This is a genomic window from Caenispirillum salinarum AK4 (assembly GCF_000315795.1).
Taxonomy (GTDB): Bacteria; Pseudomonadota; Alphaproteobacteria; order Rhodospirillales; family Rhodospirillaceae; genus Caenispirillum; species Caenispirillum salinarum.
In genome coordinates this window covers 1-25,138 of sequence record NZ_ANHY01000017.1, presented here as the reverse complement: position 1 = coordinate 25,138, position 25,138 = coordinate 1, and the positions used below count along the sequence as shown (strand labels likewise).

The window sequence follows — 25,138 nt, the reverse complement described above, 5'->3', positions numbered from 1 at the left end:
CCTGACGCTAAGAGCGTTGATACTCCTGGATAATTTCCAGCAGCGGACAGCCCGGTGGACCAAGCAGGTCCACCGGGCTGGTCCACTTCTGGGAGTCGTTCCGGGGCCATGCCGCTCGCAAACTGCCTGAAACTTAAATCCCAGTTTTATCACGGCCGGGTAAAAGTACCTCTGGCCCTGGTAACCGTGGTCGGTCGTAAAGAAATTTTGCGAACCCTCCGCACGCGCGATCCAGTGAAGGCGCGTCGCCGGGCCAGGATCTTTTGGCTTCGGTGTGACGGAATGTTCCAGGCGCTTCAACAGAACCCCGGCTTGAGCCGGGCGCAGGTCCAGGGGGTGATCGATCACTTCCTGGGCGATGCGCTCTGGCTTGCCGAGGAGCGCCTGGCCCTGGGGCAGCCTGTATTTGAAATGCCCTCGGAGCCGCGTCCCGCCGAGGCAGATGACATCGACCTGATGGAGCGCCGCGTCCGCGACGGTCTCGCCCGCAACGACTACAGTCTGGTCGCCGCCCGTGCGCAGGAACTTGCCAGAACCTACAATATCCAGGGAAGCGGGCCTGACGGCCTGGTGCTCAGCCGCGCACTCATGCGCGCCACGCTGACGCTGACCGCCGAGGTGCGGCGTCGCCGCCAAGGGGACTACCGGCCCGAGCAGATCGTTGAGGTGACACAGGTCGCTGCTAACCAAAACCATACTGCGGTTGCGCCGGTGCCCGCGCCTGCGACGGCGACCATGCCAGAGCCAGTCGCCGTTGATCACGATCAGCACGGTCGGTTGGAGCAGAAGGCGTCGGACCAGCAGACGCAAGCACGCGATGCTGAGGATGATGCTGAGACCGACCCCATCACTGAGCGCCTGGAGAGTGACACGTTCGCGCTGTGGGAGGATTACGCCCAGGAGATGCTGGCCACCAGAATGTGGACGAACCACACGCGCGGCCAGAACGACTGCAGCCTGAGGTTCTTCCGTCAGCTTCATGGTGACGTGGGCGCCGCCGACCTGAAGCGCCGTCACATTGGCGCCTACCAGTCGATGTTGCGATACCTGCCTGCGCTGAACGGAAAGTCACCGCGTTGGAAAGGGATGAGCGGCCCCGAGATGGCTGCCGCCGTTCGGAGTGCTAAAGAGCGTGAAGCGGACGGCGAAGCGCTGCCAGACGACGAACGGATCGGGAAGACGCTCTCCGAGAAGACGGTCCGCCGCCACATCTCCGCCCTCAGTGGCTATTGGTCATGGCTGGCCGACAAGGGGTACGTCGAGCGGGACAACCCCTTCCTCAACTTCCAGAAGCGCGGCAAGAAAGGCCGAGGAAAGGGCGACGTTCGACACGAGCGTCTTGACTGGGAAGACTCTCTCCTACGCTCCTTGCTGACGTCACCGGCATGGACGGGTCACGGACGGTATCTACATCTTCCCGGCACGCAGATCACGCGCTGCGAGAAATTTTGGGTGCCATTAATCTCGGTCCTCTCGGGGATGCGCATCGAGGAAATCTGCCATCTCCGCGTCGGAGACGTGCGACAGGAGCAGGACGTCTGGGTGTTCGACATCAAGTGGGCCTCCGGGCACATCAAGAACGACGCCTCGAAGCGCCTGGTCCCCCTTCACGACGAGCTTCTTCGCATGGGCTTCATCCAGGACCGCGTTGCGGGGCGAGACAAGAGCGAGCGTCTGTTCAAGGAGCTTTCTCCCCGCGGCAAGGACGAAAAGTACGGCATCCGGATCAGCAAGTGGTTCACTCGCTACAGGCAGTACCTCGGCATCTATGAGGAGAAGGTGGACTTTCACAGCCTCCGGCACACGGTCAGCACCCTGCTGAAGAACACCGAGTTGCCCGAGGGGTGGATCGACGAGGTGATGGGCCACGAATCCGAGAAGCGCCGCTCCGAAGGGCATCGCTATACCAAACGCATCTGGCTTCAGAACCTGCAGAAAACGGTCAACGCGATCAATCTGGGGATCGACCTGAGCCACCTCTACAAAAAGTAGCCGATGTCAGTGAGGCCCCTGGGCGATGCCACTCATGCGCAGGCAAGATGGAGGGCCTCAGGGGCTAAGGCGGCGGCTTTGGGTGGATCAGCCGGTCGAGAACCGTTTCCATGGGAGCCTCAACGCAAAGCTGCCGTCCACCGCCGAGATCGATGATGCAGTTGCCATCCTCAACGACCTCATAGACCGCGCGGACAGAGGAATCCCTTACAGCCAAGCGTCGCCCTTCAGCCGTGGTCATGACTAGCAGGGGACCGCATCGCCCACCGCTGATGATCGACGGAAGATCAAAGTCCGACATCGGCCATACCTTGGGCAAAGCGGTAGTGAAAACGGGCCATGACCGCCTTGATTGCCCACCATGCGCTTAGGTTCAGGTGACGACAGAGCCCCTCCACGGTCAGCAGGCGGGCATCCAAGTCCGGATGCAGGCGGTCGGCCGGGTCCAGGGTCACGAACGTCACCATGGGGTAGTCCCAGTCACCACCACACGGCGGCGCGCGGTCTTGGAGGAGGTCGCTGATCTTGTCGATACGGTGGGCCAGATCGACAGGCGTCTTTCTTCTGAGGGAGTGGGTCACTTCAAAAACGCTGGTGGCCCCTCTCTGGCGGTCGAAGACCATGCAGTCTACCTGAAACCGCCGCTGGCCCGCCTGCGGCCTGGGGAACCGGATGACTACATCTTCGTCAACGTGGTACCTGTCGTGGCAGGAGATGGCGGCGGCAACAGCGCGCTGAAGCAGGAAGCCTTTTCGCCTGTCCAGAGAATGACCGATCCAGCCCATTAGCTCGGCATACGGCATGCCTCCGTTGATGTGCCGATCAATCTTGTCGAGAAGGTCGTCCGCGCTTCGGTCCGCGGCAGCAATGAGAGCATTGCCAGCCTGCGCGACATGGGGAGCGCCGGGAATAACAAGTTCCGCCATGTCAGTAGGCCTGTCGATCGCGTTCATAGGTGCCAAGGCCCACAGCGCGGGCGTAGGCGCTCTTCTGCGCAGAGTAGCGAGGGGCGACCATCGGGTAGTTGGGCGGGAGCCCCCACTTCTGACGGTACTCGTCCGGCGTCATGCCGTGCACGCGAGCGAGATACCGCTTCAACATCGTCTTCTTGACGCCGTCTTCGAGGCAGATGAGGAAATCGGACGTTACGGATTCCTCAACAGGAACGGCAGGCACGGGTCGCGGCGCTACCTTATCGTTGCTGTTCGCGTGGGGTTGGTCATGCGGCCCAAGGGTGATCAGTTCCTCGACAGCGTTTCTGAAGAACGTCATGGCCTCGCCCGGTTCGAGCTTGCCAGCCTTCGCCAGCGACGTGGTAAGCTCCGTGGCCAGGGCAGTGATTTCGGATTTGGTCAGCATGCAGAATCTCCGTGGAATGTTTGGTTGGGACTATCTCTTCGAAGGCGGTGGCAGCCGCCAACATCAATACATTATACAAACCTTGGCCGAAGATCAATGAAAAATATTGAGGTTGATGCAAAAATCCTGACCCCCTCCCAGTCTCGCGCAGCCAGGGCGCTACTAGGCTGGTCCCAGCAGCAGCTGGCAGAGAAAGCTGAGGTGGCGAAGCAGACCCTGGCGGACTTTGAGCGAGGCGCCCGAACGCCCTATGACAGGACGCTCCGAGACATCCGCTCCACCCTGGAGGACGCCGGAGTGCTTCTTCTTGATTCAGAGAATGGCCTGGGTGTTGGCGCGCGCCTGAAAGGCTGATGAGCCTTCTCTGCGCCCTGCAGCGCGGTTCTACAAAAGCGTTACACGCTTGCCCAAATCCGTTACAGAATCGCGCATTTTCGTTACCTGCCAACCGAACAGTTAAAAGATGCGCATCTGAGACACGCTTTCCTCACCTTCTATGCCGCATGATGCCCTGCAGAAAAGGCATGTCAGGGCGCGCGCAAATCACTGTGCATCAATCTGCCCTGTGATAGGTTGCCCGAAAGCGTTACCTTCCTAAACAAAAGCGTTACATTCTTCCATATAAGCGTTACCTGCTGCGCAGGGCAGCCTCAACAAAAGTGTTACGCGATTCAATTTTTCCGTTACATTTTGATGGAGTAACGGGGAGAGCAGAAATTGTGGCGTTACTGCATCCTCATGCCGAAGTGCCTCGTGTCCGCACCATTAAGCAGGAACCTAGAGGCGGCCCCGGTTGCTTGACAGGTTGGCGGCTGGATTAAGCTAATCCTGGCGATGGTTACGCCGCCAATGGTATAGCCGGACCAGATCGATAATGTCGGCGCGTGCCAGGATCAGGCGTTCCTCTGCCCTGGACGTATCGGACTCAGCCAGCCGTCGCCGTAGCAGGACCAGCAGCGGGCTCAGGGAGAAGTCGTCGCCCTCCTCGACGAGAGGAGGTTGGCGGAGGTAAGAATAGCCTTCCGTATTCCGCCCTGAGGTGGTGCAGAAGATCATCAAGACGGACCACCAATTCCTGCCGCGTCAGCGTCCGCAGGTTCGGCGCGATAAAGCTGGCATGGAGAAAACTTGCGACCAGCGGCGCATGACCGGCTGCTAGAAGGCGCCATCCAGCACGGCCGGTTTGGCCCCTATACTGGATCCACCTTTGCCGGTTGCAGGCTCTGCCTGCGCCATGCGTCTACAGCCTGAGTAAGGCCGCCGATTTCTTCGGCGGCCGACCACCGCTGCCAGAAGTCGAATGTGCGGCTATCTGGTTTCGACCGCGGGGGTGCAATCCGGACGCGGCTGGGCAGGAGGCTGGCGTCGCCGACGACGACGGCTTCGCCCGTATCCAGCGTGGGAAGGAAATCGGTGAAACCGGACAGAGTATCGGGGAGGAGCGCCCTCACGCGGGACTGATCCTCCGGATTGGTCAGGCGCATGGCGATGATGTTGTTGCACTGGCTGATGACCGTGCGGCTGACCTCCGCCGGGCGCTGACTGATGACCGCCAGTCCCAGCCCGTACTTGCGGCCCTCCTTGGCAATTCGTTCGAACATCCGCACCGCGACCCGGCCTTCCGAGTCCTCGGACGCTTGGTCGGGGATGTAGTTGTGGGCTTCGTCGCAGACCAGCGCGACAGGGTGGCGCCGCTGCGAAGGTGTCCACTGCTGGATGGAAAACGCAAGTCCGGCCACCATGCTCACGATCAGGGGGAGAACGTCGGACGGAACCTCAGAGAAGTCGATGATCTTCACGCCGCCCTTGCCGTCCGGCTGATCGCATCGCCCCGCCATGAGCCGGACGGCGAGTTCGCCAAGGCTTTCTAGGGTCAGATCGTCATCTTCACCCTCCGGAAACAGGAAGCCGAGACGGCGATCCTCCGCCCTGGCTTCTAGCCGCGCAATCATGCGGCTCAGCTTGCCATGGTAGTCACCCTGCTTTGGCTTTCCGTTCGCGCCATCCACCATCTCCTCGTTCAGATCGGTCAGCTTTCGAATGAGGATCTGGAGGCGGAACGGGATCGGGCTGTCGACGGTGAAGGCTTTCAGCAAGTCTTCATCGCCCACAGCCCCCAGAAAATCTTCCTTGGCTTCCCGGACGAACCGCCGGAGCAGCATCGTCTGGTTCGGCGCTATCTGGTCGCTTCGATCGACGAGGAGCGCTCGCAGGGCGTCGGCACCGAGAAGCCAATGAGGCAAGAACAGGACGTTGTCGCCGGGGGCGTCCAGATCGCCAGGACCCGCGATCCTTAGATGACGGAAGCCGTCTCCCGTGAGGGTTCCATACTCGCCGTGAACATCGAAGACGATGGCGTTTGCGTTCGGCAGTGCTGCCATCTGCTCAAGCAGTCGCGCCGTGGTCCACGACTTGCCCGAGCCCGTGCTGCCGACGATCCCGACATGCCTCTGAAACAGCCGGTCACCATTCAAGTAGGCCGTCGCGGACGGATCCAGGGCATAGCATCCCAGTGACAGCGGATGGCCCATTTCCTCGCTGACCTCCGAGACGGCCTTCATGAAGATGGACAGCCGGTCGCCGTCCAACGAAAAGCACAGACTGTCAATCTCGGGTACGGCCTCCAGAGCCCTCTTGAACTGAGGGCGACGGCCGCCGCTGCGCGCATGCAGCGTCCCGATCAGGGCGATCTCCACGGCATCGACCGAGATGGCCTCCTGTTCAGCACCATCCTCATCGGCTTCGTCGGCGGTCGCCTTCACGGGCTCGGCCTTTCGGGTGATGCGCTTGATCATACCGATCAGCGCCCGCCCAGGGCGGCCATGGAGGAGCACGGGCCGTTGAACCTGCAGCTTGCGCAGGCTCTGCGGGTCGAACACCTGGACGGTCACCGACCCGGAATCCACGTTCAGGACGCTGCCAAAAGCGTCATCGTCATTCAGGCGGAACAGGTCCATGGCAGCCCCCTATAGGTATTCTCTGGCGAAGCCATCGAAGGACCACGTGTCCAGCCCTTCAATGAAGACACCATCACGATGCTCATGCGTTCGAACGACTGTCCCGGACCCGTCATCGGCACGGGTCATCACGCAGTAGCGCAGATCCTTGGACGCCTGAGTGATGGCGGCTTGCGCATTCTCCGTCAGCCCCCAAGAGATCATGACGAGGGGCTTCGGGCGCTGGCGGAGGGCCTGGTTCAGGTACAGCTGCACATGAACGTCGTTGAAACCATACCCGACGCAGAAAAAGGCGTCCGCTGACTTCAGGACACGGTCGGCTTCCGTCATGAGTGAACGATAAGGGTCGAACTGGCTTTGACGGTACTTGTCCCTGGAGGGTGGCACGATGACGGGACGCATACCGGTAGGGACGGAACCGCCCGGCGACACGGGCAGGGACGTCGGATCATGGTCCGCCTGTTCGCGGAACCAGTCGAGAGAGCCGTGGACCTTGTACAGGTCCAGGCGGCGCCGGTCGTGGCGCTCGTACTGAGAACCGCTTGTCCACCCGGACCACTGCCTGAAGTACGAGCCTGAGAACCCTGTTCGGCACGGAATGCCAGCCTGGTCCGCTCCATATTCCGCTAGGCGGTCGTAGTTCGGCGTCACCACCGATACATGGCGCGCGGCACTGCCAAGCAAGTAGGAGAAAAGCCGGGCATGCGGGAGCTCACTGCCAATGCGGCACCCCTCGAAAACGGCTGCGTCTTTCTCGATCACCGCCTTCCACACGATGTCAACGATCTGATGGAATAGGGGCGAATCCTCGTCCAGGTTTGCCTTGTTCAGCGCTGGCTCAAGGCCCTCGTCCGCGGCGAGCGCCTTCTGGAAAATGTCCCACCTGGGCTTGTCCGGGTCTTTGAGCGTCTTGACGTCGACCGCCTCAAGGATGCGGTCTGCAAGTTCCGGCATGGTGGGAAGACCAAGCCCTGCCGAGGCGCCGCTGCCCAGGACGACAACAGGGTTTAAGGCCAAGCAGTCCCGCACAAGCTCTTCAGCGTGCTCAGCGACCGCCTTTGGGTCCACATCCAGTGCATCCGCTGCCATTAGTTTCTCCGGTCGCTCAACTTATGCAGATAAAAGATAGCTATATACAATCCCTTCTCCGGTGGCAATCAGGCCGAACTGGTTCGGTCTCCTGTTACAGTTCGATTCCCGATTCTGGCTGATAGGCTGAGCCGCTTGCGTTATCTCCGGGCGCGGGCTTCTGCGCCACCGTGCGCTGCATTTTCAGGCATGTATCCCGATTTTGGAGCGTGCGACGTTAGCTCAGCTGTGCTATCCGCTGAGAGGTAAGCGCATTTTGAACCAGTGAGAAGCGCCCAGCGATGTCCAATGACCTGACCGACCTCATCCTTTCTCTGACTCCTGAAGACGGCTCTTCCATCGGCAATGGCGCGATGATGGCGTTGCTGCGGGAACACGTGCCGAGCCTCTCCGACGAAGACTATTTCACCGCGCGCGATGCGCTGGTCGATGAGGGGATTCTGGCTCGCGGCCGTGGGCGGGGCGGATCGATCATGCGCGCGGTAGACGATGCCGACGATGAGGAGGACGAAAGCACCTCCGACGAGGATGATGAAGACGAGGTGGACGGGTTCGAACTGGTCCCGACGGACGAGCCGACGCCACGGAAACGGTCGGGCGCGGGACGACAGAAGAAAGCCGCCCGCAAGGCGGATGGCCCAGTGGAGGTGCTGAGCTATCGTCATGGCGAAACACGGGTGAACAACCCCGAGGTCGGCATGGTCCATGCGGGCACTGATCCCGATGGTGACAAGACGGCCTGGGCCTACGACCCGCATCTGGACCCGGTGCTGAACTTTGATAGCGCGCGGGCGGGGATCGAACGGCTGATAGATGACGCGCTGGCCAGCGACGATCCCGAGCGGATGAAGGACGCGCTGCAGGAGTTGAAGCGGCTGCAGGAGCCCTATCTCAACTGGACGGGCAAAGCGGAGAAGACGAGCTTCGAAGTTGATACCGTCTCGCTTCATGTCCATGAACGGGTGGACCCGGCGACGATCCTGGCCAATGCGGCGAAGCGGCTGAAGGGGAAGGAAGCGGCGCATGACTGGCGACAAGCCAGTTTCTTCGAGGCAAACTTTGAGCGCCTGCCGCTCCGCAAGGCCATGGAGTACTACAAACACCCCATGGACTGGATGAACAGACTGGTGGCTGGCGACAGCCTGCTGGTGATGAACTCTCTCCTGACCAAGGAGAGCATGGGCGGCAAGGTTCAGATGATCTACATCGACCCGCCCTATGGCATTAAATATGGCTCCAATTTCCAGCCCTTCACGAACAAACGCGACGTGAAGGACCGGTCGGACGCCGACCTCACCCAGGAACCCGAGATGATCAAGGCGTTCCGGGATACCTGGGAACTGGGCATCCACTCCTACCTCACTTATCTACGTGACCGGCTGACGCTGGCACGGGAACTACTGACAGAAAGCGGTTCAGTGTTCGTGCAGATTTCTGATGAAAACTTGCATCACGTGCGCGAAATGATGGACGAGATTTTTGGCGTTGAGAATTTCGTAGGCATTGTTTCGTTTCGGAAGACAACAGGTCAATCTGGAAATTTCTTACCAGACACGAACGACTACATAGCTTGGTATGCGCGTAATAAAAGCGCCGCTAAGTTCAACGTCGTGTATCAGAAGCGCGAAGGATTCGGGTGGGTAAATTACGATTTCATCCGTCATGATGACGTCGCCTTCCGGAAAATGACGAAGGCCGAGAAAAGCGACTCGAAGAACCTGCCTGATGATGCGGCCGTTTACCGGCGCTCACCTCTGACGTCAGCCTCCAGCAGTGAATCCACATTGGTCCCGTTTGAGGCGTTTGGGAAAACTTTTGCGCCGGGCAAGGGAGGCTGGAAGACAAATTCCGATGGTCTTTCAAAACTCTATCGAAGCAATCGCTTGGAAAGCTACGGCACCACTCTCGCCTTCCGACGATACACGGACGATTTCCCCTTTTTTCCGTACTCGAATAATTGGACAGACACTGCGAGCGGAGGTTACGGGGCAGAAAAAACTTATGTGGTTCAGACCAATGCAAAAGTCATCGAACGCTGCCTCCTCATGACCACCGATCCCGGCGATCTGGTGCTCGACCCTACGTGTGGCGGCGGCACCACCGCTTTCGTCGCCGAGAAATGGGGGCGGCGCTGGATCACCTGCGACACCTCGCGCGTGGCGATTACGCTGGCCAAGCAGCGGCTGATGACCGCCTCTTTCGACTACTACAGCCTCCGCTATCCGCATGAGGGGCTGAAGGGCGGATTCGACTACGAGACGGTGCCGCACATCACGCTGAAAAGCATCGCCAACAATCCCGACATCGACACGATCTACGACGAGGACCACCCGAAGATCGCGGCGGCGCTGGCCAACCTGAACGCCGCGTTGGTCGCCGCCCCGCCGAAGCCGCTCAAGCCCACGCAGGGCGTGCGCAAGGGCAAGCTGGTGGACTTCGCCAAGGGCGACACCCTGCACGAATGGGAGGTGCCATTCGATTGGCCGAAGGACTGGCCTAAGGGCGCCGGTGAGCCCTTCGATGTCTTCCACGCTGCCCGACAGGCGATGCAGCGCCGCATGGACCAGTCCATCGCAGACCATGCCGAGCAGGAGACGCTTTACGATCAGCCTCGCAAGGACCCGAACAAGCTGCGCATCTGCGGGCCCTTCTCCGTTGAGGCCGTGCCAGCGCCGACCGTCCTGTCGCTGGACGAGAGCATTCCGCCGCAAGAAGCTGATGAGACCGTAGCTCGCTCCGGCGAGACGTCTCGACAGGCGATGTGGCGGGATGAACTGCTGAAGACTGGCGTGCGCGGCAAGGGGGGCGCGATGCTCCGGTTCGCCGAGTTCGAAACGCTTCCCGGCTTGAGGTACATCCACGCCAGTGGCTCCCTCGCCAAAACGGGCGACCGCGTCGTCGTCAGCTTTGGTCCCGAGCACGCAGCGCTGGAGCAGCGGCAGGTGGAGCTTGCACTTGATGAGGCCCAGTCGCTGCGACCGTCACCCAAGTTCGTCCTGTTCTGCGCTTTCACCTTCGATCCGGAAGCTGCAAAGGACATAGACGAAGTGACCTGGCCTGGCGTCACGCTCCTTAAGGCGCAGATGAACACCGATCTGCTGACGGAGGACCTGAAGAAGAAGCGGTCCTCGAACCAGTCGTTCTGGCTGATGGGCCAGCCCGACGTGGAGTTGCGCAAGCGCAAGGACGGGATGTGGGAGGTCGAGGTCAACGGCTTTGACTATTTCGACCCGAAGAAGGGCGACCTCGTCTCGGGCGGAAAGAAGCAAATTGCCATGTGGTCTCTGGACGTGGACTACGACAATCGCTCGCTGATGCCGCATCAGGTGTTCTTCCCGATGGCGGATGCGAAGGGCGGCTGGAATCGTCTGCGTAAGACTGTGCGGGCAGAACTGGACGAAGACCTGCTGGAGCAGTTCCACGGCACCGTCTCTCTGCCCTTCGAGGCGGGCGACAACCGGCGGATCGCGGTCAAGATTGTGGATGACCGCGGCATCGAGTCGCTCAAGATCATGCCGCTCGGGGAGTGAGCGGATGTCCTTGATCATCAATTCGCCCTTCGACTGTCCGACGCAGCACTGGGTCGAAGGCAAAGGTAGCAAACTGGAGATCAAGTCCGAGCGGCGTCCAGCGAGCTACGAGGTCTTCGACGCGCGCAACAACACCAAGCGCACCGAGGGTCTGGATCTGGTGAACACGATCCGGGCACGTGTGGACGAGTGGCGGGCGGACGGCTGGCCCGGCGTGACCATTGTCACGCGGAAGCTGCTGGAGCACTGGTACGACCGCGACGCTCGGCAGTACTCGTTCTATTTCTGTCAACTCGAGGCTATCGAGACCCTGATCTGGTGGGTCGAGGGCGCGGAGGCTTACAAGCAGGGTATAGCGATTCCCGGCGACGGCGGGGCGTGGCAGCGTCTTTGCAACAAGATGGCTACGGGTGCGGGCAAGACCACCGTGATGGCGATGATCATCACGTGGCAGGTGCTGAACGCTCTGACCTATCCGAAGCGCAACAAGGATTTCAGCCGCGCCGTCTTCATCGTTGCGCCTGGCTTGACCGTGAAGGAACGGCTTCAGGTGCTGCTGCCGAGTGAGGGCAGCTACTATGACGAGTTCAATCTGTGTCCCTCCGAGGCGCTGCGCCAGAAGTTAAACCAGGCCGAGGTCCTGATCGAGAACTGGCACACGCTTATGCCGCTCAAAGAAGCGGACCGGTCAGTCGTGAGAAAGGGGCGCGAGTCCGACGAAGCGTTCACGCGGCGCGTTCTGGGCAAGCTGGCCACACACAAGGACATCATCGTCATCAACGACGAGGCGCACCACGCCTATCGTAAGCCGCCCGAGGTGAAGATCAGCAAGAAGGCGGCCGCCGAGCAGGGCATCGACCTGGACGAGGCAACGCGCTGGATCGAGGGGCTGGACCGCATCCACAAGACCCGGCGGATCCAGCGCTGCTTCGACCTTTCGGCCACGCCCTTCGCGCCGACCGGTAAGAAGAGCACGGATGTCGGCCTGTTTGACTGGATCGTCTCGGACTTCGGTCTGAACGATGCCATTGAGGCTGGGCTAGTCAAGACGCCCCGCGTCGTGGTGCGCGATGATGCCGTGCCGGATGCCAAGACGCTACGCTCGAAGCTCTATCACATCTACCGCGATCCGTCCGTCTCCGAGGACCTGAACCGGCCAAAGGCGGAACCGCACGAGGCCCTGCCGAAGCTGGTACAGGACGCTTACACGCTGCTTGGCGCCGACTGGCGGGAAACGCGGCGGCAGTGGGAGGAGGCCGGGCACCATTCGCCGCCCGTCATGCTCACCGTCTGCAATCGCACGGAGACCGCGGCCCGTATCGAGAACTATTTCAACAAGGGCGATGCGCATTGGCCCGAACTTCATGCGCCGACCCAGACGCTTCGCGTCGATTCGAAGGTGCTGGAGAAGGCGGAGAGCGGTGAAAAAGCATCATCTGACAAAGACTACGATGCGCGCCTGAAGGCGATCATTGATGCGGCAGGCATTCCTGAGACGCGCCGCGCGAAGTTCCTCGCGCTGAAGAAAGAGGAACTACTGCGCGAGATCGTGGACAACGTTGGGAAGCGAGGAGCGGCTGGGCAGGATCTTCAGAATGTCATATCTGTGGCGATGCTCTCGGAGGGGTGGGACGCCAAGAATGTTACCCACATCATGGGGCTTCGGGCATTCACCTCCCAGTTGCTCTGCGAGCAGGTCGTCGGGCGCGGTTTACGGCGGGTGTCTTACGACACTGACGAGAACGGGCTGTTCCTCCCCGAATACGTCAACGTCTTCGGGGTGCCTCTGACTATCTCGGAAACCGGAGAAGGCGGTGAGGCCCCGCCGCCACCAAAGCCGACCACGCAGATCGAAGTCATGCCCGACCGGGCTCATCTGGAGATCCGGTGGCCAAACGTGCTGCGCGTGGAGACGGTCATCCGTCCGCAGTTGACGATCGACTGGAGCGTGGTTTCATCGCTTGAGCTCGACCCTGCCGAAACAGCGATCAGCGCAGAACTCGCCCCGGCTCTCGGCGGCGCAACCGACATGGGAAAGGTCACGGAGATTGATCTCGAAAAGCTGCCAGACGGCTTCCGTCTGCAGCGCCTCGTGTTTCAGGCCGCCCGAAAGGCTTTTGCCGAACTCAGCCACGGCTTCTCAGGGACGCCCGAATACCTGGCTGCCCAGTTGGTCAGGATTGTCGAGACGTTCCTGACGTCGGAGCGCCTTGAGATCCCGTCCCTGTTCCACTCGGACCCGCTCCGGCGGCGCATCCTCATCGCGCTCAACATCGACCGGGTCGTCCAGCATGTGTTGAGCAACGTGACCGAGCAGAACGCCGAACGCCTCACCCCCGTGTTCGACGAGGAGAACCCGATCGGTGCAACCGGCCGGATGCGGACTTGGTACACCTCCAAGCCGTGCTTCCCGACCAACAGGTCGCATATCAGCCACCTTGTGGGAGACTCATCGTGGGAAGGCCATGCCGCCAACGTTTTCGAGAAGCGGACTGACATAGTCGCCGCTTATGCCAAGAACGATCACCTCGGGTTCCAGATTTACTACATGTGGGCGGGCTCGCGGCGACGGTATGTTCCGGACTTCCTGGTGAGACTAGTGGACGGAACGATCCTGGCGCTCGAAATCAAGGGTACGGACAGCCCGCAGAACAAGGCCAAGCGCGAGGCGCTTAGCGAGTGGGTCAAGGCCATCAACGCTGCGGGCGGCTTCGGCCAGTGGGCATGGGATGTCGCGTTCAAGCCCGGTGACGTGCAGGACATCATTGGGAAGCATGCTGGCTCAGACAGACACGCGAAGAACTGATCACGCCAGCGCTCCTAAACCATGGAAAGCGGAAAAGGTTCATGAGTAATGATTCACCACATACCCCTGGCTATCGGCTGAACTCAGCCACGATCTTACGCGATTTGCACAGGCTTCTGTCTGCGTTTCTCGCATATTCGCCAATCAGGGCCGTCGCGGCGGCCGAGAATGATCCTCTGAGAGCGCTGCAAGAGCAGTTCACCGAAGACGAGATTGTGCATCAGCTTGTCAGCACGGCCATTATGAACCGCCTGCAAATGGAGCACATGCGGAATCTGCGGGAGAATCCGGATGAACTGAGCTTCAGTATGGTCGAATCCGTATGCGGCGAACTCTATCCGGAAGCCGAGCAAGACAAGAAAATTCCGCTCGAACTCCGTGAAGCCTGCAACAAGATCATTCATGCGGAAAGCGTCGAAATCTTCGACCCGGACAAGCCAGTCCTACGGCTACGTGGGCGGCTCGGCAAGAAGGAATGGATGGCGTTTGTCGAGGTGATCGATTACGTGCGCGCTTCGACTAGGAATTTTGAGGATGCGCTCGCGTGAGGCGCCGGGCGGGCTCTCGCCCTCTACCAGAGCATCCATGATGCCTGCCCCCGAAGCCGGTCTATATGTAGCCGCTGAAAGCGATACCAACTTCCGATAATGACAGCTATCGGAAGCCCAGCTGGCGGATCGCCCGGTTGCCATCCCATAGTGGCCCGCGTGCGGTTCGTGATATTCGTGAAGACGGTGCTTTTCAGCTTGCTTGCGGAGAGGGGGACACGAACGTCCCATTGCCGACGGATAACAAGCGCTGCAGCGGGGGACGCACAAATGGAAGCCTGGCTCGTTAGGACGGGTTCCCTCGATGGCGATGACTATTGGGACAGTTTCATCAGCGAAGGCGTGATGCGCATCGGGTGGAACGGCACCGATGACTTCTCATCTTTCTGTTCCCCAGAAGAGCTCAAGCAGCACGTCCGATCCAAGGGGTATAACAGGGGCGGAGCCAAGAGTTGCGTGGACTTCATGTTTGAGGTCCGGCCAGGTGATCTGGTTGTCACCCGTGACCACAGCCGTCAGAGGGCTGCCGTTGGTGTGGTTGAGTCCCGCTATTATTTTCAGCCGCGCGTAGAGGGCTATCGGCACTTTCGGCAGGTTTCCTGGGCAGAGGTTTCCCCGGAAAATTTACCCTCAGGTCTTCCTCGCATTGCCGGATTCTCGCGCCTGAGGCACACCAGAGAGGCCGTCTTGGCGCTGGCGGAAACGGCGTGCACGGCAGATGGACTGGAGGAACGTCCCTTCGAACTTGCGCGACGGAGAATGAGGTCTCGCCTATTTCGCTGCATAGCTATACGCTACTGGGGAGGCGCATGTGCTCTATCAGGTTGTTCTGCAGAGGTGGCTTTAGAAGCCTGTCATATCCATCCCGTCTCAGAGGGTGGCTGCGACTTTGTGCAAAACAGCATCATCCTCAGAGCCGATCTGCATGCTTTGTTCGACGCGGGCCTCCTAACTTTCCGTTCCGACGGTGTGGCCATTTTCCACAGCAGTATATCCAGAGACTACCAGGAACTGGATGGAAAGAGAATTGACGTGCCATTGACCATGGATCGTGATGCGGTCCTGCAGTTGCTTTCTTCGCGGCCGTTACCACGGGCCGCGATCAATCCAGGGACTATCCACGACCTCAGGACCGCCGAAGGTTAGCCCGCTCCGCAGCCTCGGTGCGATGGCCTAGCATATGCGTCGCCGCATACATTGGCGCGAGATTTTCCAGCCTGTCATCACTCGGATTTCTATTGAGATGGTGGATGTAAATGGTTTCGGGGAGCAGTCGAATTCCGTGCCCGAGACAAAATACAACCCTGGCACGGGTGGTTCTGGTCGCGGCTAGGAACTGCTCCTCTGTAAGACCCCTCCGCGCAGACAAAAGTCGCGGGATCCGAACTTGCCACCGGCCATTCGTGTCTTGCCAGTGCGGGACAAGAATGCCGGTCTCGGATGTCCGCAAATACTCGCTGCGAACACCCTCCACGACGACTGATGCCCCCGGTTCCATCCCAAGAAGGCGTTCAGGTTCAAAGACGGCCTCAAAGGATGCAGCGTGAGTTTCCAGCACCTCCAGGATCCCTCCGGTTTCCCACTCATTCGCCTCGTAAAGAGCACACGATAGGTCTACCCGCATCAAGAGTTTCCTTTCTTTTTCCGGTGTCGCAGCCAGCTTCCGCACTCACCGTTGCCTTAGTTGAGACGCTTGGGCGCTTGCGCATTCTGAACGAACTTTTCGTATGCCATTGCTATTCGACGTAATGAAACGCCACGCCGTAGTCCGTGCGCGAACGCATCCACATGCTGGGGATCAAGTTCAGGGAGATCGTGAGGCGCGATCACCAACCAGAGATCGCGCTGAATGCCTGCGAGTACGGCAGGAAGATGCCTATGTTCCGGCTGAGGCGTTTGGACAACGCGCAGGCGACTTAGCAGAGGCCCCCTGAGACGGGAAACATCATTGGCGCAAAGAACCCAATTAATTGCCGAAAGGTCGCACGGCACGCACAGGCATTCGTCAGGCCACGACTTGGCACTTTCAGGCTCAAGCATGGTGAGAAGGGTTTGCCGGATGTCCCCGTTTTGCGATCCCTGCGCCTTGTCGATCTCGTCGACCAGGATCACTGGATTTGCAGTCTTCGTCCTCCGCATAACATGCAACACCTGCGAGGGGCTGGCGCTTGAATAGCCTCGGGCAGTTCCCTGCAGAGCCCGATTATCCGAACTACCCGCGGCGTTCACCTCGCCGAACCCCGCCCCAGTGAGCTCCCCCAGACGGCGCGCAAAGCGCGTCTTTCCGGTGCCTGGTGGTCCCACCAACAACAAAGGCCGCCATTTGGTCCTTGTGCATCCAGCCCACTGGTGAAGTTGTAGGTCTGCCAACACGGCAGCTATCGCTTCCTTGAGCCAGGGAAACTCCTCATCCAGAACGGCCCGCAGAATCTCCAAAGGTGGCGGCGACGCTAGCGGAAGCGGCTGCGTCAGGCTCTGCCACGCCTTGCTAAGGTACTTGTCCTCCCGATTGTCGTCGGGCAGCGGTCCTTTCAGCACTAGGAGAGCATCAGCACTTAACCCGTCCGACAGCCGGGAGGCTGGGTTGTTCGGCACGGCCTCTGTCAGGGCCTCGTACAACCTGCTGCTGTTAGGTCCGCCAGGATGTAAATCAGCCAGCGTGACGTGGTCAGCCCAAGACAGAACGACTCGCCTGTATCTCGATGTACTTAGTCCATGCGCAGCGGCAGCCCGCCGCCGCAATTCGGCGACCAGCCCCTGCTGAGCAATCGGATGCCCCCGAAGGGCCGCGAGCGACGCCCAAGACCATGCGAGATCAGAGCTACGGTCTCTGTCCATGACCGCCAACGCAATCAGGTATGCGGCCTCCGGCTCAGCCCTGCTAGCGCGCCCGATAAGCGGGAGCGCCGGATCGGATGGCGCAAACGAGGTCTTGCTCAACAGTAAGTTCAGAAGATCGCTCGCTTTCGCCTTAAGCTGATTTCTCGGCCACTTTCGCCAAGCCGCAAGTTCCAGCTGAGCATTTTCCGCTGCGTCAGTCTCATCATGCGGCCTCCAGCTGTCGGTCATCGCTCCTCTCCATCACTCCAGAGGCAGACGCGACTTCGCGTGAAGGCAGCCCTTGACCGCCAGTTGCCATAGCCGCTGCCGCTCGGCCTCACTGCATGGCCTTGCTGATAGGAGTGGGCTGACGGCACGCATCAGGTCCATCGCCCGGCCCTGCATGGTGATCGCACGCCGCACGAGGGTTGGTGGGAAATCGAGCAACCTCTGCCACTCCAGCAGCGCCGCTGGGTCGGCAAGAGTCATCGGCTGCTGCAATGCGACATCAAGCGCCTCTCGGATCCTATCCACGAGTTCCGGCTCGGTCGCAAGTTGCCGCGCCAAGACACGGTGTGCGAGGCGCAGCAGTCTCTTAATGATAAGCACCTGTTCATGCGGCTCCACCTCATCGTACATCGGAGACCTTCCGACGATGCCCTGCTCGTCGCTCAGAGCCATGCCCAGAAAACCAGTCAGCAATTGCACTAAACGGCGCCTCCACCGACAGCCACTCGCGCCCCACCAGGAGGCGAGTCTCATCTCCGTCCATGCAATCGGCTTGGATGGCGACAACCACACCTCGGCGAACTCCCAGGCACGCGCCGTCATCTGCCACCAGCACCAGCGCATCTCCTCGGCATAGCCATTGGCTGTAGTTAGTGACGCCTGTCATCCTCGCACTCCGCTCACCGATAAATGCGGTGCTCACGTTGCATGCCGCATCGAGCACGTCAGCTACACTACAGAATACAAGCCTGATCGCAACGCTTTTTATCCTTGGGTACTTCGCCAGTTGTCAACATTACTTTGCAGCGCTTTAGATGTGTCGGCCATCTATGTGCTTATGCACCTCCTTGTGTCGTGATTTATCCTTGTTGTCTGCTTGCGGAGAATCTCAACGGCCCGCGAGCCACTGCCGCATGAGCGGCATCTCCGGCGACAAGACGGCCGTTGACAATGGTCCGCCGCAGTGGTCCACTGAGGCGTCCGCTGCATTCCGGCGCGTCAACGAATTTGCAGGTTTTTGAGGGGCTTACGCAGGCCATTCCAGCTTGGCTGCGTGTCCTGGTCCCCCAGCCAAACCCGCGCTGAAAGCCGCGGAAGTCCTCGAAAAGCGGTCGCCCCAGGCGGCCGCTTTCGTCGTTTGTACCACAGGGGTGCCCCACATCCCTGAGAATCCGACGACGAGGCGGCCCACAAGGAGGCCGTCATGCCCGAGCACGTGTTCCGTCGCGGCGCCGTCTACCACTGGCGCAGACGCATCCCCTCCCGGCTCCGCGAGGCCGGCGACCCCGCGGAAATCCAGCTTTCCCTGCACACGCGATGCCTTCGGACCGCCCGGGCGCGCGCGGCCCGCGTGGCCGCCGTCTTCGCCCATGTCGCCTATGCCGAGGAGGATTCTCAGCCGCTGAGAATCCCGCCGGACCCCGCGGATCGGATCGCCGCCCTTCTTCCCGCCGCTGATCCCGAGCCCGCCTCCCTCGCCCACAGGCTCGTCCGGCTTCTGCGGGCCGCCATCGCCGGGGCCGTCGATCTGGTGCAGAGGCTCGTCGCCCCGCCGCTTGCCGAGCCGCCCCAACCGCAGGCGGCGGCGCCGACGCCTCCGACGCCGGTGCCGGCCGAGACCCTGCGTCGGGACGTCGCCCTTCCCGACCTCTTCGCCGCTTGCGTCGAGAGCAAGGGCCAGACCGAATGGACCGGCAAGACGGTGCGCGACGCGGATCGGGCGGTCGCCCTCTTCACCGAGATGATCGGGGAGCGTACGGCGCGCGGTCTCACGGCAATCGACGCATCGGACTTCCAGCGCCTGCTCGGGCGGCTCCCGGCGTGGCACGGCCGGAGCATCTACAAGGGCCTGACCGGGCCACAGTCGATCGCCAAGGCCGACCGGCTCGAGACGCTCGTCCGCCGGGCCGAACAGGGCGACGCGGCCGCCGCCGAGGAACGCGACCGCATGATCGGGCGCTCCGAGATGGCGGTGGAGAAACTGCTCGAGCGGCTGCATCCCAAGACCAACAACAAGCACGTCGGCTCCCTCCGCGCCATCTTCGCCTTCGCCGAAGAGCATCACTACCGGGCGAAGGACACGAACCCCTTCGCCGGCCTGTTCTTCAGCAAGGCCAAGATGAAGAAGAACCAGCGCCGGCGGCGTGACGTTTGGAGCGACGACGACCTGGTCCGGCTGTTCGCCTCGCCCCTGTATCAGGGACACGGCGACGCCCGGCATGAACCCGGCGCCCGGATCACGAAGGACGCGCTCTACTGGGCGCCGCTCCTTGCCGGATTCAACGGCCTTCGCCTGGAGGAGGCGCTGCGCATTCCCGTCAACGCCGTCATGAACATCGGCGGGGCCTGGTGCCTGCGCATCCAGGCCTCCGAGACGCAGCGCCTGAAGACGGAGGCGTCGGAGCGCACCGTGCCGCTCCACCCGCTTCTGGTCGACCTCGGCCTTCCCGAGCACGCGGCGGCGATGCGCGCCCGCGGGCACAAGGCGATCTTCCCCGAACTCCGGCCCGGAGGCCCCGACAACACGCTCGGGTACCAGTTCTCGAAGGTGTTCGGCAGCTACCGGAAGCGGATCGGGCTCGACCATCCGGGCCGCGACTTCCACGCTCTCCGCAAGACCTTCAACACCTCCATCCAGCGCAAGCACCGATCCGACGCCGGCCGCCACTATCTGCTCGGCCACGAGCACGGCGGGGTGAACTACGAGCACTACTTCAGCGGGTTCGAGGTGGCGGACCTTCTGCCCTACCTCGAAGACGTGCATTACGCGGGCGACGTGCGGCGTGCTCTGGCCATCACCGAGGGGAGTGAAGAAGGGCATTCCGGCGGCTGATCGAAAATTTTCTGCGAAATTCGCGCTCGTTTTCAGAACGCCGCATATCTCAAGGGTGTGGAAGGCTCGAGCGCGCGCGCGGCGCTCGGCCGGAGCACAGCCGCAGAGTTCCCTCGTTATGTCAGCCACCGCTGCCCTTGCCGATCTGCCCACGGTTCTCGATCCCGCTGCCCTCATGTCGTCCGTGCAAGAGGCACTCCAGCCGGAGATGCGCGACGCTGTGAGCAATTGGGTGTTTGAACGGGTTCTGGAGGGGCTGGAGGCCGCGGAACTGGCGTTCGCCGACGCGGAGCCCGAGGGCTATGCGCACCATCGCCAGAGCTACGCATTGGGACGGCAGATCGCGGAGCGCGCCCGCAACGGGTACCAGTGGTGGATGGGCGAGAAATGGGCCGGAGTTGCTGCGGCCATTCTGGGGCATTCCGTGGCTCCCGACACTCATGCGCACCGCGCGCTCTGCCATAACGCCCTGTCTGCGGTGGTCCGGGCGCATGATGTCTTCGAGGCGCGGATGGCGGGGAACTACGGCGATGCGCCCCTTCCCGTTTCCGCGCCGACCGCGCCGGCGGTCGCCCCTCCAATGGTCACGACGGAAACGGTTGCGGCCGTGCCGAAACCGCGCGCCACGCCCATCCACGCGAAGGCCCCGGAACCGGCAAAGCAGCCCGCCGACGAGAAAAGCGGCAAGTCGGAAACGTGCGACCGCGAGGCCGCCGTCACCGCTATCGCGGCACCATCGAATGCGCCCGAAGCGGCGGCATCCGCGGAGCAAGCCAGGAAGTCGGGCGAAAAGACCGAACTGGATGAGGCTTTCGAGACGGCCCTGCGCTAAAAGACGAAGCAGGACTGGAAAAATGTGAAGACAACCGAACAAGCGCGGCGCGCTCTGAGCTGGTTCCAGGAGGTCACGGGCGTGACGACGAAGGCCGACTTGACCAGAGAGCAGGTCCTGAAGTTCCGAGACTTCTTGTGCGAAGTACCGTATCTCGTTAACCGGAGCATCTACAGAAAGGGCATGACGGTCCAGCAGCAGGTCGCCCTCGCAAAGAAGATGGATGATCTCAAGGCCCGCGCCGCTCGTGGTGACAGGGCGGCAAAGCGGCAGATTGCAGAGCGTCTGACGGGCAAGACCAGCATTGAGGACGTGACGCGCCGCCTCTCCTTAAAGACGATCAACAGGTATCTCTCGCAACTGGGCCAGATCTTTGAAAAGCCCTTGGACGAGCGGGGCGATCAGAAGGAGGTGCATCCGGAGGCTTTTTTTGGATATCTATGACAAGCTGAGCCTTGGTGAGTTGGCGGGCAAGGCGCGCGTTCTCGCGCCGGAGCTTCTCCATCTCCGCGGCATCGGCCGCCGGAACGGTGGCGGGCGGCCCCCGCCGCGCGGGCTCCTTCGGCCGCAGCTTTCCCTGCGCCCGCTGTCGCCGCCACTCGACGAGAGAGGATGAGTACAGGCCCTCTCGCCGCAGGTCCGCGCCCGTCTCGCCGGGCTTGGCTTTGTCCAGCTCTGCCAGGATCGCCAGCTTGTAGGCGGCCGTGAACGTGCGCCGCCGTGCCTTCACCGGCACCTCCGGATCCGGAGGTGCCGGTGAAGGCACGGGCCCATCAACTGCAAACGTAGGCGCACCCTTGGTCATCGCTCGGCTTCCCCTCTGTCGAACTCACTAAACGACACCCATTAGAGTGCCGCAAGGACGTTGGCACAGAGGGCCGGGCGCGAACGGATGAGCGCCTCGGTCGGTCATCGGTCGGATAGCTGCGTCTAGTTTTATGCTCATCGGAAAAGATCGCCCGGCGAGCGTTTCTCGCTCGCGCAGCAAACAGAGCCTTCCCACTATTTCCGCAGCCAACTCAACGTTCTGAACCGATGTCGACGCCCACATCGGCTCTGTTCGCAGGCTCACCGCCTGCGCCAGCCAATCAAGGCCGTCGTGCATGGCATTGACAGCGATAGACAGGTCCTGAACGTCGAAATCAAACTCCCGAAGAACGTCCACAAGGTAACCGGCGCGAGCGAACGCGCATAGCCGCTGCCAATATGGCGGGGCGGCAACGACGCCCGGCAACCTCCTGATCTGGAGCAGCTGACCTTCCCCCTGAAGTCGATCCGTTCAGAGGGTGAGTGTTTCGGTTGATATCATGTTCTGGCCGCTGCTGGCGACGGGCTGCTGGCCGGAGGGAGCCGTGTGCGACCGAAGGCCAGCAGACCGTCGGGCAAGGTTTGACGGCGTGTCGTAGTCCAGGGCGCTGTGCGGGCGCTCCTCGTTGTAGTGGCGCCGCCAGGTCTCGATAATGCGGCGGGCCTCGGTGAGGCTGGTGAACCAGTGCTCGTTGAGGCATTCATCACGGAACCGCCCGTTGAAGCTCTCGACGAAGCCATTCTGCATCGGCTTGCCCGGCTGGATGAACCGCAACCGGACACCCGTTTTGAGCGACCACAGGAACATGGCCTTGCTGGTCATCTCCGGGCCGTTGTCCATGACGATCTCCTCGGGCAGGCCGTGGAAGTCGGTCAGCCGGATTGAAGCCGCTCTTTCCGTCGAAGCCTTCCCGAATCTTTGGGTCGTGAGGGTCGTCCACAATTGCATGATAGAGAATGAAACGCGCGGCCTGCCGTCCTGTTACCCGGTGGACAGCGGGGGAATGGCATTGGAGAAAGCAAATGCGACAGGTTCTACTTGTCTCCGCCGCCGCCTCCATGCTCGCTGTTGGCGCACCCGCCGCATTGGCTCAAGACGCTGGTGGCATCAAGGAAATAGACAAGCCGGCGTCCCAACTCGTTGAGGTCTTGGGCCAGGAGATCGAACTGCCGGCCGGCAAGCACAAGATCAGAGTCGTCACCGCGACCGTTGATCCGAAAACCGCGGCCGCCTGGCACACTCACCCCTCGCCGGTTTACGTCTTCGTTCGAGAAGGCTCCCTTTCGATGGAGGTCGAAGGCAAGGAGGTGAACGAACTGACTGCCGGGGACGCGACGGCGGAACCGTTGAACGCCCGGATGCGCGTCGTGAACAAGGGCGACGTGCCCGCCAAGGCAGTGGTCTTCCAAGTCAGCCCCGTCGACGCCGCCTTCCTTGAGCAAGAAGCGAAGGCAGACGATGCGGCGCAGTGAGCGAAAAGGACTTATCCGCGTCGATGGGTCCACATCCCGCGCCAGAGACCATCGGCAACGGCACCAGCCGAAGACCCGGCCGGCAGGGGGCCGGCCGGGTCCGCTTGGCGGTCACGACAGGTGGTGGCCCTGCTGCACGCCATAGACCGGCGTCGGGATGTCCTCCAGGTTTTCCGCATCATTCATGACGATGCACGGGTTCTTGCCGACCATCTCCAGCACGACTTCCTTCAGGTTGGAGCCGGCGGAATAGCTCAGGAACCGGCGCCCCGGTTCTGTCGATCCGGTGAAGGAGACCATGTCCACGTCCATGTGGCAGCCAGGCGGCTCCCCCACCTCCGGCCCAGACCCGTAACTCTCCGACGTTCGCGCCTATGGGACAGTCGGAGGGGCTTTGGGAAAGGAGTCGCCTTGCGCCGTCGCCTAGGGCCTGCGAAAGAGAGCGACCGCAGCACGGCCCGCCGCCGAGCAGGCGGACACGAAGGGCGGCGGAGGCGCCAAGGCGTCCGCCGCCGCTTCTTCCCTTACCGGGATTGCACCGTCTCAATCATATAGATGCCGTCAACACCCCGCTTCAGGGTGAAGGACACGGGCGCGCCCGCCTCCAGCGCGGCGAAGTCCACGCCCTCGGCCACGGCGAAATCCATGGTCATGGCCGGCCAGCCGATGGCCGGGATGGGCTCGTGCGTCACGTTGATCTTGCGGGCGTCCGCGTCGACGCTGTTGACCGTGCCGGTACCGGCGACGGCCGCTTCCTCTCTATGCGCCGCCCCGGCCATCTTGGAGTGGTCGGACATGGCGTGGGAGGACCCCGCCATGGCGGCGGCCGGCTGAACGGCGAGAACGGCGGCGGTGAAAAGGATCGTCTTCATGGGTTCAAGTCTCCTGGAGTGACTCATTCGGCGGGGTGGCCGTGGGCCATGGCGCCGGGGGTGGGGGACAGGGTTTTGGGGTTGCGGACGGCGTCGATGCGGTTGACCAGCACGAACACCGCCGGGATGACGAACAGGGTGAGAAGGGTCGCGGTCGCCATGCCGCCGACCATGGGCGCGGCGATGCGGCGCATGACCTCCGCCCCCGTGCCGCTGCCGATCATGATGGGCAGCAGGCCGGCGAAGATGGTGGCGACGGTCATGATCTTGGGCCGCAGGCGCAGCAGCGCGCCTTCCGTCACCGCGTCGAGCACGTCGTCCATGGTGACCGGCCGCCCCTCCGCCGCCGCCTGTTTCCGCCGCTTGTCGAGCGCGAGGTTGAGGTAGACCTGCATGATGATGGCGGTCTCCACCGCCACGCCGGCGAGCGCGATGAAGCCGACCACCACGGCCACCGACAGGTCGAAGTCCAGCATCCACAGAAGCCAGAACCCGCCCGACAGGGCGATGGGCAGGGTGCCGACGATGACGGCGACGTCGACCGCCCGCCCGAACGCCATGAACAGCAGCACGACGATCAGCAGCAGCGTCACCGGCACGATCATGCCAAGCCGCTTCTCCGCCCGTTCCAGGAACTCGAACTGCCCCGACCAGGCGACGGAATAGCCCGGCGGCAGGTCGACCTGCTCGGCCACCACGCGGCGCGCCTCCTCCACGTAGCCGCCAAGGTCGCGGCCGGCGATGTCGACGTAGATCCAGCCGTTCAGGCGGGCGTTTTCCGACCGGATCATGCCCGGCCCGTCGGTGACCGTGATCTCCGCCACGTCGCCCAGGCCGATCTGCGCGCCCGAGGGCGTGACCATGGGCAGGTCGCGCAGGGCCTCGATGCTGGTGCGGTCGTCGTAGGGGTAGCGGATGTTGATGGGGTAGCGCTCCAGGCCCTCCACCGTCTCGGAGATGCGCATGCCGCCGATGGCGGTGCGCACCACGTC

The 25,138-nt window shown here is 61.9% G+C and carries 20 protein-coding genes and 2 pseudogenes; 10 read left to right on the top strand and 12 right to left on the bottom strand.

All coding sequences use genetic code 11. The features are described from left to right. Positions 1-108: 108 nt before the first annotated feature. Entirely contained in the window at positions 109-1,992 is a 1,884-nt protein-coding gene (locus C882_RS16080; RefSeq protein ID WP_083875963.1) for a site-specific integrase, read from the top strand. Positions 1,993-2,279: 287 nt separating this feature from the next. Here the strand turns inward: C882_RS16080 and C882_RS16075 are convergent, their stop codons facing one another. Together C882_RS16075 and C882_RS23420 are read right to left on the bottom strand one after the other, a co-directional pair. Continuing rightward, the gene (locus C882_RS16075; protein WP_043646042.1) at positions 2,280-2,945 is read right to left on the bottom strand and encodes a hypothetical protein; all 666 of its coding nucleotides are present in this window, start codon (positions 2,943-2,945) and stop codon (positions 2,280-2,282) included. Further along, a complete protein-coding gene (locus C882_RS23420) occupies positions 2,920-3,351 on the bottom strand; it encodes a MucR family transcriptional regulator (protein WP_052000189.1) in 432 nt (143 codons plus the stop codon). The genes C882_RS16075 and C882_RS23420 overlap by 26 nt, the downstream gene beginning before the upstream one ends. A 96-nt stretch (positions 3,352-3,447) precedes the next feature. On the opposite strand from C882_RS23420, the gene C882_RS24085 reads away from it, so the two are divergent. Further along, positions 3,448-3,705 (top strand): helix-turn-helix transcriptional regulator, encoded by a 258-nt coding sequence (locus C882_RS24085; protein WP_043646041.1) that lies wholly within the window; start codon positions 3,448-3,450, stop codon positions 3,703-3,705. 571 nt (positions 3,706-4,276) lie between these two features. Here the strand turns inward: C882_RS24085 and C882_RS25840 are convergent. The 3 genes from C882_RS25840 to C882_RS16050 are packed head-to-tail and all read right to left on the bottom strand — an operon-like array spanning position 4,277 to position 7,397. Continuing rightward, complete coding sequence (locus C882_RS25840; RefSeq protein ID WP_083875962.1) at positions 4,277-4,552, bottom strand: DUF3375 family protein; 276 nt, start codon at positions 4,550-4,552, stop codon at positions 4,277-4,279. Beyond that, positions 4,542-6,308: an ATP-binding protein gene (locus tag C882_RS16055; protein WP_009541701.1), complete on the bottom strand. Its 1,767-nt coding sequence runs from the start codon at positions 6,306-6,308 to the stop codon at positions 4,542-4,544. Before C882_RS16055 ends, C882_RS25840 begins: the two co-directional genes overlap by 11 nt. Positions 6,309-6,317: 9 nt before the next feature. Next, entirely contained in the window at positions 6,318-7,397 is a 1,080-nt protein-coding gene (locus C882_RS16050; RefSeq protein ID WP_043646036.1) for an SIR2 family protein, read from the bottom strand. 281 nt (positions 7,398-7,678) lie between these two features. On the opposite strand from C882_RS16050, the gene C882_RS16045 reads away from it, so the two are divergent. From C882_RS16045 to C882_RS24075, 4 genes are all read left to right on the top strand, one after another. After that, the gene (locus tag C882_RS16045) at positions 7,679-10,927 is read left to right on the top strand and encodes a site-specific DNA-methyltransferase (RefSeq protein ID WP_009541699.1); all 3,249 of its coding nucleotides are present in this window, start codon (positions 7,679-7,681) and stop codon (positions 10,925-10,927) included. A 4-nt stretch (positions 10,928-10,931) separates the two neighbouring features. Continuing rightward, positions 10,932-13,733, top strand: a complete 2,802-nt coding sequence (locus tag C882_RS16040) for a BPTD_3080 family restriction endonuclease (RefSeq protein WP_009541698.1) — start codon at positions 10,932-10,934, stop codon at positions 13,731-13,733. A gap of 41 nt (positions 13,734-13,774) precedes the next feature. Next, positions 13,775-14,281 carry a hypothetical protein gene (locus C882_RS16035; RefSeq protein ID WP_152415371.1) on the top strand — a complete coding sequence of 169 codons (507 nt, stop codon included), beginning with the start codon at positions 13,775-13,777 and terminating at the stop codon, positions 14,279-14,281. A gap of 270 nt (positions 14,282-14,551) precedes the next feature. Beyond that, positions 14,552-15,427, top strand: a complete 876-nt coding sequence (locus C882_RS24075; RefSeq protein ID WP_085952445.1) for an HNH endonuclease — start codon at positions 14,552-14,554, stop codon at positions 15,425-15,427. Positions 15,428-15,961: 534 nt separating this feature from the next. On the opposite strand, the gene C882_RS24070 is transcribed toward C882_RS24075, so the two are convergent. Next, positions 15,962-17,119: an AAA family ATPase gene (locus C882_RS24070; protein WP_236262706.1), complete on the bottom strand. Its 1,158-nt coding sequence runs from the start codon at positions 17,117-17,119 to the stop codon at positions 15,962-15,964. Between the two features lie 243 nt (positions 17,120-17,362). Next, on the bottom strand, positions 17,363-17,809 hold the full coding sequence (locus tag C882_RS16030) for a hypothetical protein (protein WP_152415370.1): 447 nt from the start codon (positions 17,807-17,809) through the stop codon (positions 17,363-17,365). 724 nt (positions 17,810-18,533) lie between these two features. On the opposite strand from C882_RS16030, the gene C882_RS16025 reads away from it, so the two are divergent. The 3 genes from C882_RS16025 to C882_RS25275 all read left to right on the top strand — a co-directional run bounded on the left by C882_RS16025 (position 18,534) and on the right by C882_RS25275 (position 21,438). Continuing rightward, on the top strand, positions 18,534-20,162 hold the full coding sequence (locus C882_RS16025) for a site-specific integrase (RefSeq protein WP_043646030.1): 1,629 nt from the start codon (positions 18,534-18,536) through the stop codon (positions 20,160-20,162). 118 nt (positions 20,163-20,280) lie between these two features. After that, a complete protein-coding gene (locus C882_RS16020) occupies positions 20,281-20,994 on the top strand; it encodes a hypothetical protein (protein WP_043646028.1) in 714 nt (237 codons plus the stop codon). Positions 20,995-21,075: 81 nt separating this feature from the next. Next, positions 21,076-21,438 (top strand): hypothetical protein, encoded by a 363-nt coding sequence (locus tag C882_RS25275; protein WP_201448391.1) that lies wholly within the window; start codon positions 21,076-21,078, stop codon positions 21,436-21,438. Here C882_RS25275 and C882_RS25835 read toward each other — a convergent pair. Then, on the bottom strand, positions 21,335-21,799 hold the full coding sequence (locus tag C882_RS25835) for a transposase (protein WP_083875956.1): 465 nt from the start codon (positions 21,797-21,799) through the stop codon (positions 21,335-21,337). The two genes, C882_RS25275 and C882_RS25835, sit on opposite strands and share 104 nt — an antisense overlap. Before the next feature lie 474 nt (positions 21,800-22,273). After that, positions 22,274-22,669 (bottom strand): annotated as a pseudogene (locus tag C882_RS24060) (transposase family protein); the annotation flags it as partial. A gap of 155 nt (positions 22,670-22,824) precedes the next feature. On the opposite strand from C882_RS24060, the gene C882_RS24055 reads away from it, so the two are divergent. Beyond that, positions 22,825-23,274: a cupin domain-containing protein gene (locus C882_RS24055; protein ID WP_160166793.1), complete on the top strand. Its 450-nt coding sequence runs from the start codon at positions 22,825-22,827 to the stop codon at positions 23,272-23,274. A 111-nt stretch (positions 23,275-23,385) separates the two neighbouring features. Here the strand turns inward: C882_RS24055 and C882_RS16000 are convergent. From C882_RS16000 to C882_RS15990, 3 genes and pseudogenes are all read right to left on the bottom strand, one after another. Next, positions 23,386-23,613: pseudogene (locus tag C882_RS16000) on the bottom strand (aldehyde dehydrogenase family protein); the annotation flags it as partial. 185 nt (positions 23,614-23,798) lie between these two features. Next, the gene (locus C882_RS15995; protein WP_009541689.1) at positions 23,799-24,146 is read right to left on the bottom strand and encodes a copper-binding protein; all 348 of its coding nucleotides are present in this window, start codon (positions 24,144-24,146) and stop codon (positions 23,799-23,801) included. A gap of 23 nt (positions 24,147-24,169) precedes the next feature. Beyond that, the coding region (locus tag C882_RS15990; RefSeq protein ID WP_043646022.1) for an efflux RND transporter permease subunit at positions 24,170-25,138 on the bottom strand (969 nt) is incomplete at its 5' end.

What these genes read in the sequence shown, in the direction of transcription:
- C882_RS24075 (WP_085952445.1), top strand. Translation starts at nt 14,552, where the DNA reads ATGGAAGCCTGGCTCGTTAGGACGGGTTCCCTCGATGGCGATGACTAT.
- C882_RS16055 (WP_009541701.1), bottom strand. Translation starts at nt 6,308, where the DNA reads ATGGACCTGTTCCGCCTGAATGACGATGACGCTTTTGGCAGCGTCCTG.
- C882_RS16045 (WP_009541699.1), top strand. Translation starts at nt 7,679, where the DNA reads ATGTCCAATGACCTGACCGACCTCATCCTTTCTCTGACTCCTGAAGAC.
- C882_RS24055 (WP_160166793.1), top strand. Translation starts at nt 22,825, where the DNA reads ATGCGACAGGTTCTACTTGTCTCCGCCGCCGCCTCCATGCTCGCTGTT.
- C882_RS24085 (WP_043646041.1), top strand. Translation starts at nt 3,448, where the DNA reads ATGAAAAATATTGAGGTTGATGCAAAAATCCTGACCCCCTCCCAGTCT.
- C882_RS16035 (WP_152415371.1), top strand. Translation starts at nt 13,775, where the DNA reads ATGAGTAATGATTCACCACATACCCCTGGCTATCGGCTGAACTCAGCC.
- C882_RS16025 (WP_043646030.1), top strand. Translation starts at nt 18,534, where the DNA reads ATGCCCGAGCACGTGTTCCGTCGCGGCGCCGTCTACCACTGGCGCAGA.
- C882_RS16040 (WP_009541698.1), top strand. Translation starts at nt 10,932, where the DNA reads ATGTCCTTGATCATCAATTCGCCCTTCGACTGTCCGACGCAGCACTGG.
- C882_RS16020 (WP_043646028.1), top strand. Translation starts at nt 20,281, where the DNA reads ATGTCAGCCACCGCTGCCCTTGCCGATCTGCCCACGGTTCTCGATCCC.
- C882_RS23420 (WP_052000189.1), bottom strand. Translation starts at nt 3,351, where the DNA reads ATGCTGACCAAATCCGAAATCACTGCCCTGGCCACGGAGCTTACCACG.
- C882_RS15995 (WP_009541689.1), bottom strand. Translation starts at nt 24,146, where the DNA reads ATGAAGACGATCCTTTTCACCGCCGCCGTTCTCGCCGTTCAGCCGGCC.
- C882_RS25835 (WP_083875956.1), bottom strand. Translation starts at nt 21,799, where the DNA reads ATGACCAAGGGTGCGCCTACGTTTGCAGTTGATGGGCCCGTGCCTTCA.
- C882_RS24070 (WP_236262706.1), bottom strand. Translation starts at nt 17,119, where the DNA reads ATGGACAGAGACCGTAGCTCTGATCTCGCATGGTCTTGGGCGTCGCTC.
- C882_RS16050 (WP_043646036.1), bottom strand. Translation starts at nt 7,397, where the DNA reads ATGGCAGCGGATGCACTGGATGTGGACCCAAAGGCGGTCGCTGAGCAC.
- C882_RS16080 (WP_083875963.1), top strand. Translation starts at nt 109, where the DNA reads ATGCCGCTCGCAAACTGCCTGAAACTTAAATCCCAGTTTTATCACGGC.
- C882_RS16075 (WP_043646042.1), bottom strand. Translation starts at nt 2,945, where the DNA reads ATGAACGCGATCGACAGGCCTACTGACATGGCGGAACTTGTTATTCCC.